Source organism: Ornithinicoccus sp. (genome assembly GCF_057176825.1).
Map to the genome: position 1 here is coordinate 3,316,122 of NZ_CM169976.1, position 14,519 is coordinate 3,330,640.

The window sequence follows — 14,519 nt, forward strand, 5'->3', positions numbered from 1 at the left end:
CAGCGCGCGAGGAGCGCTCAGGTCCGGGGGTTCTCCCCGCTGGTCCGGTCGATCACGTCCCGGACCCGGCGCTCGGTGACGCCGGGGCCCTGGCGCTCCACGACCGGGCCCCAGTGGTCGCGCACGTCCATGCTCCCGCGCACGACGCCCGAGGAGCCCGCACCCTGGTCCGCACCGACACGGTCGGACCGACCGGACCTGCGCGACCGGAGGCGGTCCACCAGGAGCCAGACCAGGCTGAGCACCCCACCGATCACGAGCGCGACCGCCAGCGCCAGGAAGATCTCCAGCCAGACCGCCACGCAGCCCACCTCCCCGTCGTCGACGTCCTCCCGGGGGAACGCTACCCCTAACCGACGGGGTCCGCGGCAGGCTCGGGAGCGCCGGACTCGCCGGAGATCCGGAGCGCCGCCACCAGTTCCCGGTACAGCTCGTCGGTGGCCAACAGCTCCCGGTGCGTTCCCAGGGCGCGCACGTGGCCTGCCTCCATGAGCAGGATCTGGTCGGCGTCGACCACGGTGGAGAGCCGGTGCGCAATGGTCACGACCGCACCGTGACGCGCGACCCGGTGGATGACGTCCTGGATCGCCGCCTCGGTCAGCCCGTCCAGCTGGGCGGTGGCCTCGTCCAGCAGCAGCACCTCGGGGTCGCGCACGACGGCCCGGGCCAGCGCCACCCGTTGGCGCTCACCCCCGGAGAGGGTGGTGTCGGTGACGGAACTGTCCAGACCCTCCGGCAGGTGCCGCACCGTGTCGGCCAGGCGGACCGCCTCGAGCGCGGCCCACACCTCCTCCTCGCTGGCGTCCGGGTAGCGGAAGGTGAGGTTGTCGCGGACCGTGCCGCTGATCAACGGCGTCTCCTGCTCGACGTAGCCGATCCGGCTGCGGACCGTGTCGATGCTGAGCTCCTCGAAGGGCACGCCATCGAGCAGGATCGCGCCCTGCTGCGGCGCGACGAACCGCAGCAGCATTGAGAACGTCGAGGTCTTCCCCGCGCCCGAGGGGCCCACGATCGCGGTGTGCCCGCGCCGGGGCACGAGCATGTCCAGCCCCTGGACGGCGTGCCGGTCCGCACCCGGATAGCGCAGTGCCACCCCTCGCAGCTCCAGGACGTGCGGCTCGGTGCCCACCTCGGACAGGGACCGGCCGGACTCGACGTCCTCGACCTCGATGTCCTCGGTCTCCCGGATCCGGGCGGCGGCCGCGACGCCGGACTGCAGTTCGGTGAAGGTCTGGGTCAGGGTGGTGATCGGGTCGATGATGTTGAAGGCGTAGAGCAGGAACGCCACGAGCGTGGAAACAGCCAGCCCACCCTCGTTGACCCGCCACGCCCCGATCCCCAGGATCGCGATGATCGCCAACTGGATCCCACCGCCGGAGATGGTCCAGGCGATGGCCGTGACCCAGACCGCCCGGATGCTGTGCCGGGCCGAGTCCTCTGCCCGCTCGGTGACCCGCTCGACCTGGCGGTCCTCGGCCCTGCTGGCCTTGACGGTGCGCAGCGCGCGCAGGCTCCCCTCCAGAACGGTGCCCAGCTCCCCGACCGACTCCTGAGCCTTGCGCTGCGCCTCACCGATCATCGGCATCAGGATCCCCATCAGGACGGCGATCACCACGATCGCGACCAACGTGCTGAGCAACAGCGGCAGGTCCAGCACCGCCATCAGCACGATGGTGCCGACCAGCGAGACCATCCCGTTGATCAGTTGCACGATGCTCGAGGAGGCGGCCTCCCGCAGCAGCACCGTGTCGGAGGTGACCCGGGTGACCATCTCGCCGGGCGACCGTCGCTGCACGTCCCCCACCACGCCCCGCACGAACCGGGTCACCAGGCCGGTCCGGGCGTCCAGCACGATGTGCTCGGCCAGCCGACCGAGCATGATCCACTGGATCATCCCGGCGATCGACCCGAGCAGCAGCAGCACCAGCAGCAGGACCACGGGGCCGGTGAGGGAGGCGTCGGTCCCGACCGTGTCCAGCACCCACTTGGTCGCCAGCGGCGTCGCGAGCGCCGTGGCCGTCGTGCCCAGCCCCAGCACCACACCGAGGGCCACGACCGTCTTGTGCGGTCGCACGTAGTGCAGCAGCACCCGGATGTTCTCCCACCGCAACGGGACGGGAGGGGGCTTGTCAGCGGTGGGTTCGGTCATTCCCTAAGTGGAACACCACTGTCCCATTAGTGTCAATCGAGTTTCATAGCGGCACGACGTTGTAACGTGTGGGCATGACGTCTGCACCACAGGTGAAGGAGACCGGGACGCGGGCCCGCACCCGGCTGGCGATCCTGGACGCGGCTGCGGGGCTGCTCCCCACCAACCCCCAGGCGTCGCTGGGCGACATCGCGGCGGCGGCCGAGGTCGGCCGCTCGACGCTGCACCGCTACTTCCCCGACCGGGCCGAGTTACTGCGTGCCCTCGCCCGCCACATGCTCGAGCAGGTGGACGCCGACTTCGAGCGGGCCGAGCCGGACGTCGGCGACCCGGTGGACGCGCTGCGCCGGGTGGCCGAGGCCATCATCGACCGCGGCCCGGTCATGACCTACCTCTACAACGAGCCGACCCTCGCCTCGGACGAGGACCTGTGGGCGGACGTGGACCTGGAGGCCGACCCGGTCGCCCGGATCCTGGGGCGGGCCTCGGACCGACTGCGCGACGACCTGTCCCGGGACTGGATGGTCAAGTGCTTCTGGTCCCTGGTCTATGTCGGCTGGGAGTCGCTGCAGGACGGGAGCGCCCCGCGGGCGGTCGTCATGGACTCGATCATCACCACGCTCACCTCCGGCGTCTTCCGCCGCGACTGACGCCTCGGCATACGACACCCCTCGTATGCCGTGTGGCCCGGCCCCCATCTGGGGAACCGGGCCACACGACATACGGCAGGTCAGTCCTCGTCGTCCAGCTTGATCGAGGAGGTCTGCTGCACCTGGACCAGGAACTCGTAGTTCGTCTTGGTCTTGCGCAGCCGGTCCAGCAGCAGCTCGATGCCCTGCTGGGCGTCCAGCGCGGACAGCACCCGGCGCAGCTTCCACATGATCTTCAGCTCGTCCGGGGGCATCAGGATCTCCTCGCGGCGGGTGCCGGAGGGGTTGACGTCCACGGCCGGGAAGATCCGCCGGTCCGCGAGCTGGCGGGAGAGTCGCAGCTCCATGTTGCCGGTGCCCTTGAACTCCTCGAAGATGACCTCGTCCATCTTCGACCCGGTCTCCACCAGGGCGGTCGCCAGGATGGTGAGCGAGCCACCGTTCTCGATGTTGCGGGCGGCACCGAAGAACCGCTTCGGCGGGTAGAGCGCGCTGGAGTCCACACCACCGGAGAGGATCCGGCCGCTGGCCGGCGCCGCCAGGTTGTAGGCACGGCCCAGACGGGTGATGGAGTCCAGCAGCACGACGACGTCGCCGCCCATCTCGACCAGGCGCTTGGCCCGCTCGATCGCCAACTCGGCGACCGTGGTGTGGTCGTCGGCGGGGCGGTCGAAGGTCGAGGCGATGACCTCGCCCTTGACCGTGCGCTGCATGTCGGTGACCTCTTCCGGACGCTCGTCCACCAGGACGATCATCAGGTGCACCTCGGGGTTGTTGGTGGTGATCGCGTTGGCGATCGACTGCAGCACCAGCGTCTTGCCCGCCTTGGGCGGGGACACGATCAGACCGCGCTGACCCTTGCCGATCGGGGCCACCAGGTCGATGATCCGCGTCGTCAGGTTCTTCTGCTCGGTCTCCAGGCGGAGCCGGTCCTGCGGGTACAGCGGGGTGAGCTTGTTGAACTCCGCGCGGGCCTTGGCCTGCTCGGGGGTCTGCCCGTTGACCGCTGTCCAGCCGCACCAGGGCGTTGAACTTCTGGCGGTGGCCGCCGCCCCCGCCGTGCTGCTGCTCGCCCTGCTGGTTCGCCTTGATGGCGCCGGTGACGGCGTCGCCCTTGCGCAGGCCGTTCTTGCGGACCATGCCCATCGGGACGTAGACGTCGCTGGGGCCGGGCAGGTAGCCGGTGGTGCGGATGAAGGCGTAGTTGTCCAGCACGTCGAGCACGCCGGCCACCCCGACGAGGACGTCCTCGTCGTTGTAGGTCTCCTGCTCGTCGCTGTACTGCTCCCCGCCACCGCCGCCGCGCTGGTTGCGGCCGCGCTTGCGGTCTCGGCCACGCTGACGGCTGCGACGGCGACCGCCACGGCCGCCCCCGTCGTCGTCCTGACCGCCCTGGTTGCGGTCGTTCTGCCGGTCGTTGCCGCCACCCTGCCGGTCCTGCTGACCCTGGTTGCGGTCGTTGCCGCCACCCTGGCGGTCCTGCCGGTCCTGGTTGCGGTCATTGCCGCCACCCTGCCGGTCCTGCTGACCCTGGTTGCGGTCACCCTGCCGGTCGTTGCGGTCGTTGCCGCCCTGGTTGCGGTCATTGCCGCCACCCTGCCGGTCCTGGGTGCGGTCGTTGCCGCCCTGCCGGTCGTTGCCTCCCTTGGAGTCCTGTCGACGGTCCCCGCCGTCGGACTCCTGGGCGGGAGCGGCCTGACGCTCGGCGCGGGGCGCTGCGCCCTCCCCCTCTGCCGGCGAGGCGGCCGACGTGGTGTCCGCCTTGGCGGAACGGCCGGACTTGGCGGCACCGTTGGAGCCCCCGCCCTGCTGCTCCTTGATGGCCTGCACCAGGTCTGCCTTGCGCATCTTGGGGCTCACAGAGATCCCCATCGAGCCGGCGAGGCCCTGCAGTTCGGCCAACCGCATCGCGCTCAGCGAGCTCGAGCGGGTGGGTGCAGCGGTCTTGGTGGTGTCTGTCACGAAGGATTCCTTCCCCCTCGTTGGGGCCCGCCTGATCTGGGTCGGGCCCGGGGTAACAGGTAAGGAACGGACGGAGTCCGTCCCGATGGTGAAATCACCAGCACGGGCATAGTGGTCACCCACACAGAAAGCGTGGGTCCACACCACGGGTTGCTCGCGGTGGTTGATCACTGCACGCGCCCAGGAACCACGATGAATCGGGTTCACACGAACGATCGCGTGAGTGCGGTTCCTACCGTACCACCTTGCCTCCCATGCCCACGTCCACCGCCCCGGCACGCCGCTGGCTAGGGTGTCCGCCATGACCACAGCCGAGACTCAGACACCCCCCGGAAGCAGCGCAGACCCCGGACACCTCGCCGGTCGCCGGGCCCTGGTCACCGGTGGTGGCGGCGGCCTGGGGGCCGCCATCGCACTGCGCCTGGCCGAGGACGGGGCCGCCGTCACCCTGGCGGACATCGACGACTCCAAGATGGCCGACGTGGCCGAGCAGGTGCGCGCGGTCGGCGCCACCTGCGACACCTGGCAGCTCGACCTGTCCGACGTGGCCGCCCTGTCCGAGCTGGAGCTCGAGTTCGACATCCTGGTCAACAACGCCGGGATCCAACACGTCGCCCCGATCGAGCAGTTCCCCGTGGACCGGTGGGAGCTGATCCAGCGGCTGATGCTCACCGCCCCCTTCCTGCTGATCCGTGCGTGCCTGCCGCACATGTATGCCGAGGGGTACGGGCGGATCGTCAACATCTCCTCCGCGCACGGGCTACGGGCCAGCGCCTACAAGTCGGCCTATGTCGCCGCCAAGCACGGGTTGGAGGGCCTGTCCAAGGTGACGGCCCTGGAGGGTGCGAACCGGGGCGTCACCAGCATGTGCATCAACCCGGGCTACGTCTGGACGCCGCTGGTCGCGGCCCAGGTCAAGGACCAGGCGGTGGCGCACAACATGACCGAGGACGAGGTCGCCGAGAAGGTGATGCTCGCCTCGCAGCCGCTGAAGGAGTTCGCGACCCCCGAGGCAATCGCCGAGGCGGTCGCCTACTGCACCGGCAGGCACAGCGGCTCGGTGACCGGCAGCAACCTCGTCGTCGACGGAGGGTGGACCGCCCGCTGACCCGGCGGACGGCATACGGCTGGAGAAGGGGCACCTACGATGCCGACCTACCTCGGCTTCCTGCGGGCCATCAACCTCGGGGCCCACCGGAAGTTCCCCAAGGAGGCCATCCGCGGGGCGGTGACCGCCGCCGGGTTCGGCGACGTGGAGACCTACATCAACACCGGCAACATCCGGTTCAGCACCACGCTGCGCTCCCGGGCGAAGATCGAGCGGGCCCTGGAGGAGGCGTTCCTGGAGGACCGCGGGTTCGACGTGCCGACGATCGTGTTCACACCCCGCGAGTTGACCGCGATCGCCACCGACGCCACCGACCTGCGGGCCGGCTTCCCGGACCTGGCCCGGCAGTACGTCTACCTGCTCAAGGACGAACCCAGCCCCGAGGCCCGGGCCGCGCTGGCCGCTGCTGGACCGGGGCCGGACCGCCTGGTGCCCGTGGGCCGGGCCGTGCACGCCCTGCTGACCGAGGCCTACTCCGGCACGTCGGTGGACTCGCTGGCCACGACGCGGATGCTGGGCGTGGCGACCAACCGCAACTACAACGTGATCGCCACGCTCGCCGACCGCTGGGGCTCGGCGCCAGCTCGCTGACCCGGCCGGGAGTCAGAGCTTGACGTTGATCTGCTTGATCTGGGTGAAACCCTCGAGCATGCCCTCGAGCGACACCTCACGTCCCAGGCCGCTGGTCTTCATGCCGCCGTAGGACTGGCCCGCGAGCTGGCCGCCGCCCTGGTTGACCTGCACCCACCCGGAGTCGATCTGGTGGGCGGCGCGCAGCGCGGAGCTGAGGTCCTTGCAGAACACGAACGCGGCGAGGCCGTAGTGGGTGTCGTTGGCCATCGCGATGACCTCGTCCTCGTCCTTCCACCGGAGCACCGACAGGACCGGGCCGAAGATCTCCTCCTGGGCGATGCGCCAGTCGTTGGAGACCTGCGTCAGGATCATCGGCGCGTGGTAGAACCCCGGCTCCCCCACGGCCAGCGACTCACGGCCGTCGTAGGCGACCTCGACGCCGTCCTGGGCCAGCCCGTCCTCGATATAGCCCTGGACCCGGTCCCACTGCTTGGCGTTGATGATGCAGCCGATGTCGGACTCCTCCTCGCGGGGGTTGCCGACCGTGAGCTGGGAGGTCTTGGCGACCAGCTTCTCCAGGAACTCCTCGTAGATCTCGTCGTGCAGGAACAGTCGGGAGCCGCTGGTGCAGCTCTGCCCCTGGCGGGCGAACCGGGTGGCCAGGAGCACCTGGTCGACGACCTCGTCGGTGCACGAGTCCGGGTAGACGATGGAGGGCGACTTGCCGCCCAGCTCCAGGGAGGCGTGGGCCAGGCGGGCGCCGGCCTTCGCGGCGACACCGTGGCCGACCAGGCTGGAGCCGGTGAAGGACACCTTGTCGACGTCCTGGTGCACGACCAGGGCCTCCCCGATCTCGGCGCCGTAGCCGGTCACCACGTTGAGCACCCCGGCGGGCAGCAACGGGCCGATGATCTCGGCGAGCTTGAGGATCGTCAGCGGTGCGTCCTCGGCCGCCTTGAGCACGATGGTGTTGCCGGCGGCAAGCGCGGCGGGCACCTTGAACGCCGCGATCAGCAGCGGGGAGTTCCACGGCAGGATGCCGGCGACCACGCCCAGCGGCTGGCGCCGGGTGTACTGCAACTGGTCCCCCGCCGCGGGCAGCACGGTGCCCTTGACCTCCCCCGCGATCCCGGCCATGTAGCGGAACAGCTGCACGAGGGAGCCGGCCTCGGGCCGGGCCTGGGTGCGGATGGCGTTGCCGGTGTCCAGCGCCGTCAGGTGAGCCAACTCCTCGATGCTGTCCTCGAGCGCAGCGGTGCACTGCAGGAGGATGCGGGAGCGCTCGGCGAAGGTGAGCGCGGCCCATCCGGGGAAGGCCGCACGTGCGGCGGCGACGGCCCGGTCGGCGTCGGCCTCCCGCGCCCGGGGAGTGGTAGCGATGACCTTGTCCCGGTCGATCGGGGTGATCACCTCGATCGTCTCGCCGGCCTCGGCGGGGACCCACTCGCCCCCGATGTACATGAGCTCCTCAGAGACCTCAAGGTCCTCGAGAGCGATTCCGGCGACGTCCTTCATAGTGCGCGTTCTCCTCAGCAGGGGGGCCAGTGGGAGTCACGATACCCACGCTCCCGGAGGGGTCAGCCGGGGGTGCGTGCCGCCACCACGCGGCGGGCCGCGGACACGACGTCACCGAGCACGGCCGAGGCCGTCTCCTCGCCGCCGGCACCGGCGCCGCCGAGCCGCAGCGCACCGGCGGACTCGGTCTCGATCACGATCGTGTTGCCGCCCTCCCGGGTCAGCGCCAGCGGGTCGTCGCTGCCCAGGCTGACGGGACGCACGGCCACCTCGACCTTGGGGTGCTCGCGGGTGCCGGAGCGCCACGCGGTCGCGATCAGCTTGATCACCTGACCGGTCCCCCGGGCCGTGTCGAAGTCACGGTCGGTCAGGTTGCTGATGCCCTCCCGCTGCACATCCTCCATGCGGACCGGGACGCCCCAGGCGGCACGGGCCAGGATGACGACCTTGGCCGCGGCGTCCAGCCCCTCGAGGTCCTCGGTGGGGTCGGCCTCCAGGAAGCCCAGCTCCCCGGCCCGGGCCTTGGCGTCCTCGAACGACATGCCCTTGCGCGCCACCATGTCCAGGATGAAGTTGGTGGACCCGTTGAGGATGCCCGCGATCCACGTGATGTCGTCGCCGGCGAGGGACTCGCGCACCACCCGCAGGACCGGGACGGCGGCAGCGACCGCGGCCTCGTAGTCCAGTCCCACTCGGTGCTCGGCGGCGAGCGCCTCCAGCTCCACGCCCTGCTGGGCGATGAGCTGCTTGTTGGCGGTGACTACCTGCGCCCCGCCGCGCACCGCCCGCTCGATGAGGCCACGGGCCGGCTCGAGGCCGCCCATCAGCTCGACGACGACATCCGCGTCGTCGACCAGGTCCTCGGGTCGGTCGGTGAGCAGCCCCTCCGGCACGCCGGTGAGGTCCCGAGGTCGTCCCAGGTCACGCACCGCGATCCCGGTGAGCTCCAGGGGGGCACCCACCCGGGAGGCCAGCAGCGGGCCCCGGGAGGACAGGAGGCGCGCGACCGCGGCGCCCACGGTGCCGGCGCCGAGCAGTGCCACTCGGATCGGGGTCGGGGACGGTGTCATCGGGTCACTCCTGGGTCGGTGTCGTCTCGGGAGGAGGGTATGCCGTGGAGCCGGTCCGCGGGCCCGCTCACATCCGCTCCGGCGCGGTCACGCCCAGCAGGCCCAGGCCGTTGGCGAGCACCTGGCGGGTGGCGTCGTTGAGCCACAGCCGGGTCCGGTGCAGGTCGGTGATCTCCTCGTCGCCGAGCGGGCGGACCCGGCACTCGACATACCAGGTGTGGAAGTGCCCGGCCAGCTCCTCCAGGTAGCGGGCCACGCGGTGCGGCTCACGCAGCCGTGCCGCCTGGGCGACCACCCGCGGGAAGTCCCCGAGCGTCGCCAGCAGGACCCCCTCGGTCGGGTGGTCCAGCAGCGCCGGGTCGAATCCGGCCTCCCGGTCCACCCCGTCCTGCGCCGCCAGCCGGGCCACGTTGTGGGTGCGGGTGTGCGCGTACTGCACGTAGAAGACCGGGTTGTCGTTGGAGCGCTTGCGCAACTGCTCGCCGTCCAGGTCCAGCGGGGAGTCCGCCGGGTAGCGGGCCAGGGAGTAGCGCACCGGGTCCGAGCCGATCCACTCCAGCAGGTCGGTGAGGAAGATCGCGTTGCCGCGCCGCTTGCCCATCCGCTCGCCCGAGATGTTGATGAGCTGGCCGATGAGCACCTCGATGTGCGCCGCCGGGTCGTCCCCGGCGCACGCGGCGATGGCCTTGAGCCGCCCGACGTAGCCGTGGTGGTCGGCCCCCAGCATGTAGACCTTCTCGGGGAAGCCGCGGTCCTTCTTGCTCAGGTAGTAGGCGGCGTCGGAGGCGAAGTAGGTGGGCTCGCCGTTGGCGCGGATCAGCACCCGGTCGCGGTCATCGCCGAAGTCGGTGGTCCGCAGCCAGACCGCGCCCTCGGCGTCGAACACGTGGCCTTGCTCCCGCAACCGGGCCACGGCCTGCTCCACGGCGCCGGAGTCGTGCAGCGACTTCTCCGAGAACCAGACGTCGAACTCGACGTGGAACCGCTCCAGGGTGTCCTTGATCTGTTGCAGTTGCAGCTCGTAGCCACGCTGCCGCGCCAGGGCGGTGGCCTCCGGCTCGGGCAGGTCGAGCAGGTCAGGGCGCTCGGCCGCAAGCTGCTCGGCCAGCTCGCTGATCCACTCCCCGGCGTATCCCCCCTCGGGCGGCTGCGTCCCCCGGGCCGCGGCCACGATCGAGGCGCCGAACTTGTCCATCTGCGAGCCGGCGTCGTTGATGTAGTGCTCGGCGGTCACCTGCGCCCCGCTGGCCTGGAGCAGCCGGCGCAACGCATCCCCCAGGGCCGCCCACCGGGTGTGTCCGATGTGCAACGGCCCGGTCGGGTTGGCCGAGACGAACTCCAGGTTGATCACGTGACCGGCGAGCGCGTCGTTGGCACCGTAGGCCGCACCCTGCTCGACGATGGTCCGCGCCAGCTCCCCGGCGCTGCCCGCGTCGAGGGTGATGTTGAGGAATCCGGGCCCCGCCACGTCCACGGCGGCCACCCCGTCCACCCGGCCCAGGCGCCCGGCGAGCTGCGTGGCCAACTCGCGCGGCGGCATACCTGCCCCCTTGGCCAGTTGGAGGGCGACGTTGCTGGTCCAGTCGCCGTGCTCCTGGCTGCGCGGACGCTCCACGCGCACCTCGCGCGGCGGCTCGACGGCGAGGTCCCCGTCGGCGATGGCCTGGTCGAGGACGGCGGTGATGGCTGCAGCAAGTTGCTCGGGGGTCACCGGGCCGATTCTAGTGCCGCACGGGGCGCCAGTCGGCCCCCGGTCACCGCCCGGGGTGGGACGGAGCACCCCGTTCCGGCTGGTATTCTTTTGCGCTGTTGCCCCCGTAGCTCAGGGGATAGAGCACCGCCCTCCGGAGGCGGGAGCGCAGGTTCGAATCCTGCCGGGGGCGCACGCGGAAGGCCGCCGACCCGTTGCAGGTCGGCGGCCTTCGTCGTCCCCTGCAGGGTTCTCGGGTCACCCACCAGACCGGTGGGCACCCACCCGGGGGCGGGTGGTTGCATGGTGCCGTACCCGGCCAGCGCCAGCCCTTGGCCCCCGATCACCTCCGAGCGGAGCCCCATGGAGATCACCCAGTCCTGGATCAACGGCGAGTCCGTGCCCAGTGCCGACACCTACGACAACGTGGACCCCGCCACCGGCAGGACCCTCGGCCTGGTCGCCCGGGCCGGCGCCGACGAGGTCGACCGCGCCGTCTCGGCGGCGGCCGCCGCGCAGCCGGCGTGGGCGGACAGCTCCCCCGAGGACCGCTCGGCCCTGCTCGAGCGGTGGGCCTCGATCGTGGAGCGGGAGGCCGAGCAGCTGGCCCGCTGGGAGTGCGAGGACACCGGCAAGCCGCTCACCCAGGCCCGCGCTGACGCCCGCACGGCGGCCCGCTACCTGCGCTATTACGCCCACGTCGTCGAGGCGTTCTACGGCGTGACCATCCCCAAGGGCGCCGACATGCACGCCTACACCCGCCGGGAGCCGTTCGGGGTGGTCGGCTCGGTCGTAGCGTGGAACTACCCGCTGCAACTCGCCTCCCGCACCCTCGCCGCCGCCGCGGTGACCGGCAACGGCATCGTGCTCAAGCCGGCCGACGAGACCCCGCGCACGACCGTCGCCCTCGCCCGGTATGCCGTGGAGGCGGGTCTCCCCGCCGGTCTCGTCAACGTGGTGACCGGGATCGGGGCAGAGGCCGGGGCGGCGCTGACCGCACACGAGGGGGTCGCGCAGTTGAGCTTCGTCGGCTCGACCGCCATCGGCTCGCAGATCGCGCACGCCGCCGCGGACCGGGTGGTGCCGACCGTGCTCGAACTGGGCGGCAAGTCCGCCCAGGTCGTCTTCCCCGACGCGGACCTGGAGGCGGCGGCGGAGGCGGTCGCCCGCGGCGTCCTGCAGAACGCCGGGCAGACCTGCTCGGCCGGGTCCCGGCTGCTGGTGCACGCCGAGGTCCACGACGAGCTCGTGACCAAGGTGGTGCAGCGGCTGGAGGCCACCCGGATCGGCCCGGGGCTGGACGACCCCGACCTCGGGCCGTTGGTCTCGGCCAAGCAGTGGGACCGCGTCTCCGGGTTCTTCGACGACCTGGGGACCGGCGAGGTGCTCACCGGCGGCGGGCGCCCGGCGGACGCCGCCCTCGCCGACGGCGCCTACTTCGCCCCGACCCTGGTCGACGGGGTTGACCCGCAGAGCCGGATCGCCCAGGAGGAGGTGTTCGGCCCCGTCCTGGCGGCGATGACCTTCACCGACGAGGAGGAGGCGGTCGCGCTCGCCAACTCCACGGCATACGGCCTGCTCGCCGCCCTCTGGACCACCGACCTGAGCCGCGCGCACCGCCTGGCGGGACGGGTCCGGGCCGGGCAGGTCTTCGTCAACAACTACGGGGCCGGCGGCGGGGTGGACCTGCCCTTCGGCGGGTTCGGCCGGTCCGGCTACGGCCGGGAGAAGGGCATCGAGGCGCTGGAGTCGTTCACCCAGACCAAGACCGTCGTGATCAAGCTCTGAGGACGACCCGGTCCGGCGCGCGGGAGGAAACCCTGCGCGGCGACCGGGTGCGGATGATTGACTGGGCGACATGTCCGCTGCCACAGCACCGCCCGGGCCACCACCGCCACCCGTGACAGCCGGGACCCCCATCGAGGTCCAGGCGCTGACCAAGAAGTTCGGCGACTTCGTCGCCGTCGACGCACTGTCCTTCGAGGTGCACCCGGGCCGGATCACCGGCTTCCTGGGCCCGAACGGCGCCGGCAAGACGACCACCCTGCGGATGCTGCTCGGGCTGATCACGCCCACCGGCGGGGAGGGGTTGATCGGGGGGCAGAGGTATGCCGATCTGCCGGCCCCGCTTGCGACCGTCGGGGCGGCACTGGAGGCCACCAACTTCCACCCGGGTCGGACGGGGCGGGACCACCTGCGGGTGCTGGCTGCCACGCACCGGATCCCGGACTCCCGGGTCGACGAGCTCCTGGAGTTGGTGGGGATCCCCGCCGCGGCCCGCAAGCGCGCCGGCGGGTACTCCATGGGGATGCGGCAGCGGCTGGGCCTGGCCGCGGCACTCCTGGGCGACCCGGACGTGCTGATCCTGGACGAGCCGGCCAACGGCCTGGACCCCGAGGGCATCCGGTGGCTGCGCGGCCTGCTGCGCCACCTAGCGTCCGGCGGCAAGACGATCCTCGTCTCCTCCCACCTGCTCAGCGAGGTGGAGCAGACGGTCGACGACGTCGTGATCATCGCCAACGGCCACCTGGTCCGGCAGGGCACGATGGAGCAGCTGCACGGCGACCCGAACACCCTGGTGCGCACGTCCGACACCGACCGGCTGGCGCAGGTGCTGCAGGCCGAGGGACTCACCGCGGAGGCCAGCCCCGAGCACGGGGCCGGTGCGCTGCGGGTCGGCGGGGACGACATGGTCCGCATCGGCGATCTGGCGCTGGCCGGTGGCGTCCCGGTCCACGAGATGCGCGCGCTGCGCAGCGACCTTGAGCGGCTCTACTTCGAGCTGACGGAGTCGCCGGAGAACCAGAACCGCAACCGCGCCGGAGCCGGCACCGGCGGTGATCCCGGTGACGGCGACGCGGGTGATCCGGTCGGCCGGGCCAACCTCGTCGACGGGGAGGAGCAGCGATGACCGCGCTGGTGCGTTCCGAATTGCTCAAGTACCGCAGCACCCGGATGTTCTGGGGGATGCTGGTGGGGATGTTCCTCACCGGCGCGGTGTTCGCCGCGATCGGCGCGGCCTTCACCCTCTACGGGTCCATGCCCGTCGACGGGACGACCGTCGACATGCGGGACGTGGTGCCTGACGAGACCCTCGTCCGCCAGAGCTACACCGGCGGCATCCAGCTGGGCTACCTGCTGACCCTGGTCATCGGAGTCCTGTCCATCGGGCAGGAGTTCCGACACAAGACCGCCTCCGGCACCTTCCTGGCCACGCCACGACGCACCCGCGTGGTCGCGGCGAAGGCCATCGCGCTGATCGTGATCGGTGCCATCAACGGGCTGGTGCACCTGGCCGGCTCGATCGTCGGTGCCGGGGTGCTCCTGGTGATCAACGACGTCCCGCTGTTCCCCGGCCCCGCCGGGCTGATCCGGACCCTGGCGCTGGCCCTGCTGGTCCTCGGGCTGTGGGCCCTCATGGGGCTGGGCGTCGGGGTGCTGGTCCCCAACCAGATCGCCGCCATCCTCGTCGCGGTGGCCGTCGCCTGGATCATCGAGCCGCTCGTCGGCTTCGGCCTGTCGCTGCTCGACGGCGGCGACGCCCTCGCCCGGTTCCTGCCGAGTCAGGCGACCACCGCGACCCTCGACACCTTCGGCGGGATGGACTCCGAGGTGGCCGCCCAGATGGGCAGCTCCGGGGACCAGTTGACGTGGTGGGTCGGGGCCCTGGTGCTCCTGGCCTACGCCGCGTTGATGACCGCGATCGGCACCTGGCTGACCCGCCGCAAGGACATCGCCTGAGCCCGCGGTGAGCGCCGTCCGCGACTCCCGACGCGGACCTGGCCGGACCGTATCCGGACCC

General features: G+C 71.4%; 11 protein-coding genes, 1 tRNA gene and 1 pseudogene. 7 read left to right on the top strand and 6 right to left on the bottom strand.

What is annotated here, in order from left to right; translation table 11 throughout:
• Positions 1-17: 17 nt before the first annotated feature.
• The gene (locus AC1QRC_RS16585) at positions 18-302 is read right to left on the bottom strand and encodes a hypothetical protein (protein ID WP_484204361.1); all 285 of its coding nucleotides are present in this window, start codon (positions 300-302) and stop codon (positions 18-20) included.
• Positions 303-349: 47 nt separating this feature from the next.
• Positions 350-2,149, bottom strand: coding sequence for an ABC transporter ATP-binding protein (locus AC1QRC_RS16590; protein WP_484204362.1), 1,800 nt, complete (start codon positions 2,147-2,149; stop codon positions 350-352).
• Between the two features lie 74 nt (positions 2,150-2,223).
• On the opposite strand from AC1QRC_RS16590, the gene AC1QRC_RS16595 reads away from it, so the two are divergent.
• Complete coding sequence (locus AC1QRC_RS16595) at positions 2,224-2,799, top strand: TetR/AcrR family transcriptional regulator (protein ID WP_484204363.1); 576 nt, start codon at positions 2,224-2,226, stop codon at positions 2,797-2,799.
• Positions 2,800-2,879: 80 nt separating this feature from the next.
• Here AC1QRC_RS16595 and rho read toward each other — a convergent pair.
• Positions 2,880-4,707 (bottom strand): annotated as a pseudogene (rho, locus tag AC1QRC_RS16600) (transcription termination factor Rho).
• A 355-nt stretch (positions 4,708-5,062) separates the two neighbouring features.
• On the opposite strand from rho, the gene AC1QRC_RS16605 reads away from it, so the two are divergent.
• On the top strand, positions 5,063-5,869 hold the full coding sequence (locus AC1QRC_RS16605; RefSeq protein WP_484204364.1) for a 3-hydroxybutyrate dehydrogenase: 807 nt from the start codon (positions 5,063-5,065) through the stop codon (positions 5,867-5,869).
• A 39-nt stretch (positions 5,870-5,908) separates the two neighbouring features.
• Positions 5,909-6,460 carry a DUF1697 domain-containing protein gene (locus AC1QRC_RS16610; RefSeq protein WP_484204365.1) on the top strand — a complete coding sequence of 184 codons (552 nt, stop codon included), beginning with the start codon at positions 5,909-5,911 and terminating at the stop codon, positions 6,458-6,460.
• Between the two features lie 12 nt (positions 6,461-6,472).
• Here the strand turns inward: AC1QRC_RS16610 and AC1QRC_RS16615 are convergent, their stop codons facing one another.
• The 3 genes from AC1QRC_RS16615 to AC1QRC_RS16625 all read right to left on the bottom strand — a co-directional run bounded on the left by AC1QRC_RS16615 (position 6,473) and on the right by AC1QRC_RS16625 (position 10,738).
• On the bottom strand, positions 6,473-7,957 hold the full coding sequence (locus AC1QRC_RS16615; RefSeq protein WP_484204366.1) for an aldehyde dehydrogenase family protein: 1,485 nt from the start codon (positions 7,955-7,957) through the stop codon (positions 6,473-6,475).
• A 62-nt stretch (positions 7,958-8,019) separates the two neighbouring features.
• Positions 8,020-9,027, bottom strand: a complete 1,008-nt coding sequence (locus tag AC1QRC_RS16620) for a homoserine dehydrogenase (protein WP_484204367.1) — start codon at positions 9,025-9,027, stop codon at positions 8,020-8,022.
• Positions 9,028-9,094: 67 nt separating this feature from the next.
• Positions 9,095-10,738 carry an arginine--tRNA ligase gene (locus AC1QRC_RS16625; RefSeq protein WP_484204368.1) on the bottom strand — a complete coding sequence of 548 codons (1,644 nt, stop codon included), beginning with the start codon at positions 10,736-10,738 and terminating at the stop codon, positions 9,095-9,097.
• 100 nt (positions 10,739-10,838) lie between these two features.
• Here AC1QRC_RS16625 and AC1QRC_RS16630 point away from each other — a divergent pair.
• From AC1QRC_RS16630 to AC1QRC_RS16645, 4 genes are all read left to right on the top strand, one after another.
• Positions 10,839-10,910: transfer RNA gene (locus AC1QRC_RS16630), tRNA-Arg, on the top strand.
• 170 nt (positions 10,911-11,080) lie between these two features.
• The gene (locus tag AC1QRC_RS16635; protein ID WP_484204369.1) at positions 11,081-12,505 is read left to right on the top strand and encodes an aldehyde dehydrogenase family protein; all 1,425 of its coding nucleotides are present in this window, start codon (positions 11,081-11,083) and stop codon (positions 12,503-12,505) included.
• A gap of 70 nt (positions 12,506-12,575) precedes the next feature.
• The gene (locus AC1QRC_RS16640; RefSeq protein WP_484204370.1) at positions 12,576-13,628 is read left to right on the top strand and encodes an ABC transporter ATP-binding protein; all 1,053 of its coding nucleotides are present in this window, start codon (positions 12,576-12,578) and stop codon (positions 13,626-13,628) included.
• Positions 13,625-14,458 carry an ABC transporter permease gene (locus AC1QRC_RS16645; protein WP_484204371.1) on the top strand — a complete coding sequence of 278 codons (834 nt, stop codon included), beginning with the start codon at positions 13,625-13,627 and terminating at the stop codon, positions 14,456-14,458. Before AC1QRC_RS16640 ends, AC1QRC_RS16645 begins: the two co-directional genes overlap by 4 nt.
• Positions 14,459-14,519 lie beyond the last annotated feature (61 nt).

Excerpts from the sequence above, each read along its gene's own strand:
- AC1QRC_RS16590 (WP_484204362.1), bottom strand. The coding sequence starts at position 2,149 with ATGACCGAACCCACCGCTGACAAGCCCCCTCCCGTCCCGTTGCGGTGG.
- AC1QRC_RS16595 (WP_484204363.1), top strand. The coding sequence starts at position 2,224 with ATGACGTCTGCACCACAGGTGAAGGAGACCGGGACGCGGGCCCGCACC.
- AC1QRC_RS16605 (WP_484204364.1), top strand. The coding sequence starts at position 5,063 with ATGACCACAGCCGAGACTCAGACACCCCCCGGAAGCAGCGCAGACCCC.
- AC1QRC_RS16610 (WP_484204365.1), top strand. The coding sequence starts at position 5,909 with ATGCCGACCTACCTCGGCTTCCTGCGGGCCATCAACCTCGGGGCCCAC.
- AC1QRC_RS16615 (WP_484204366.1), bottom strand. The coding sequence starts at position 7,957 with ATGAAGGACGTCGCCGGAATCGCTCTCGAGGACCTTGAGGTCTCTGAG.
- AC1QRC_RS16620 (WP_484204367.1), bottom strand. The coding sequence starts at position 9,027 with ATGACACCGTCCCCGACCCCGATCCGAGTGGCACTGCTCGGCGCCGGC.
- AC1QRC_RS16635 (WP_484204369.1), top strand. The coding sequence starts at position 11,081 with ATGGAGATCACCCAGTCCTGGATCAACGGCGAGTCCGTGCCCAGTGCC.
- AC1QRC_RS16640 (WP_484204370.1), top strand. The coding sequence starts at position 12,576 with ATGTCCGCTGCCACAGCACCGCCCGGGCCACCACCGCCACCCGTGACA.
- AC1QRC_RS16645 (WP_484204371.1), top strand. The coding sequence starts at position 13,625 with ATGACCGCGCTGGTGCGTTCCGAATTGCTCAAGTACCGCAGCACCCGG.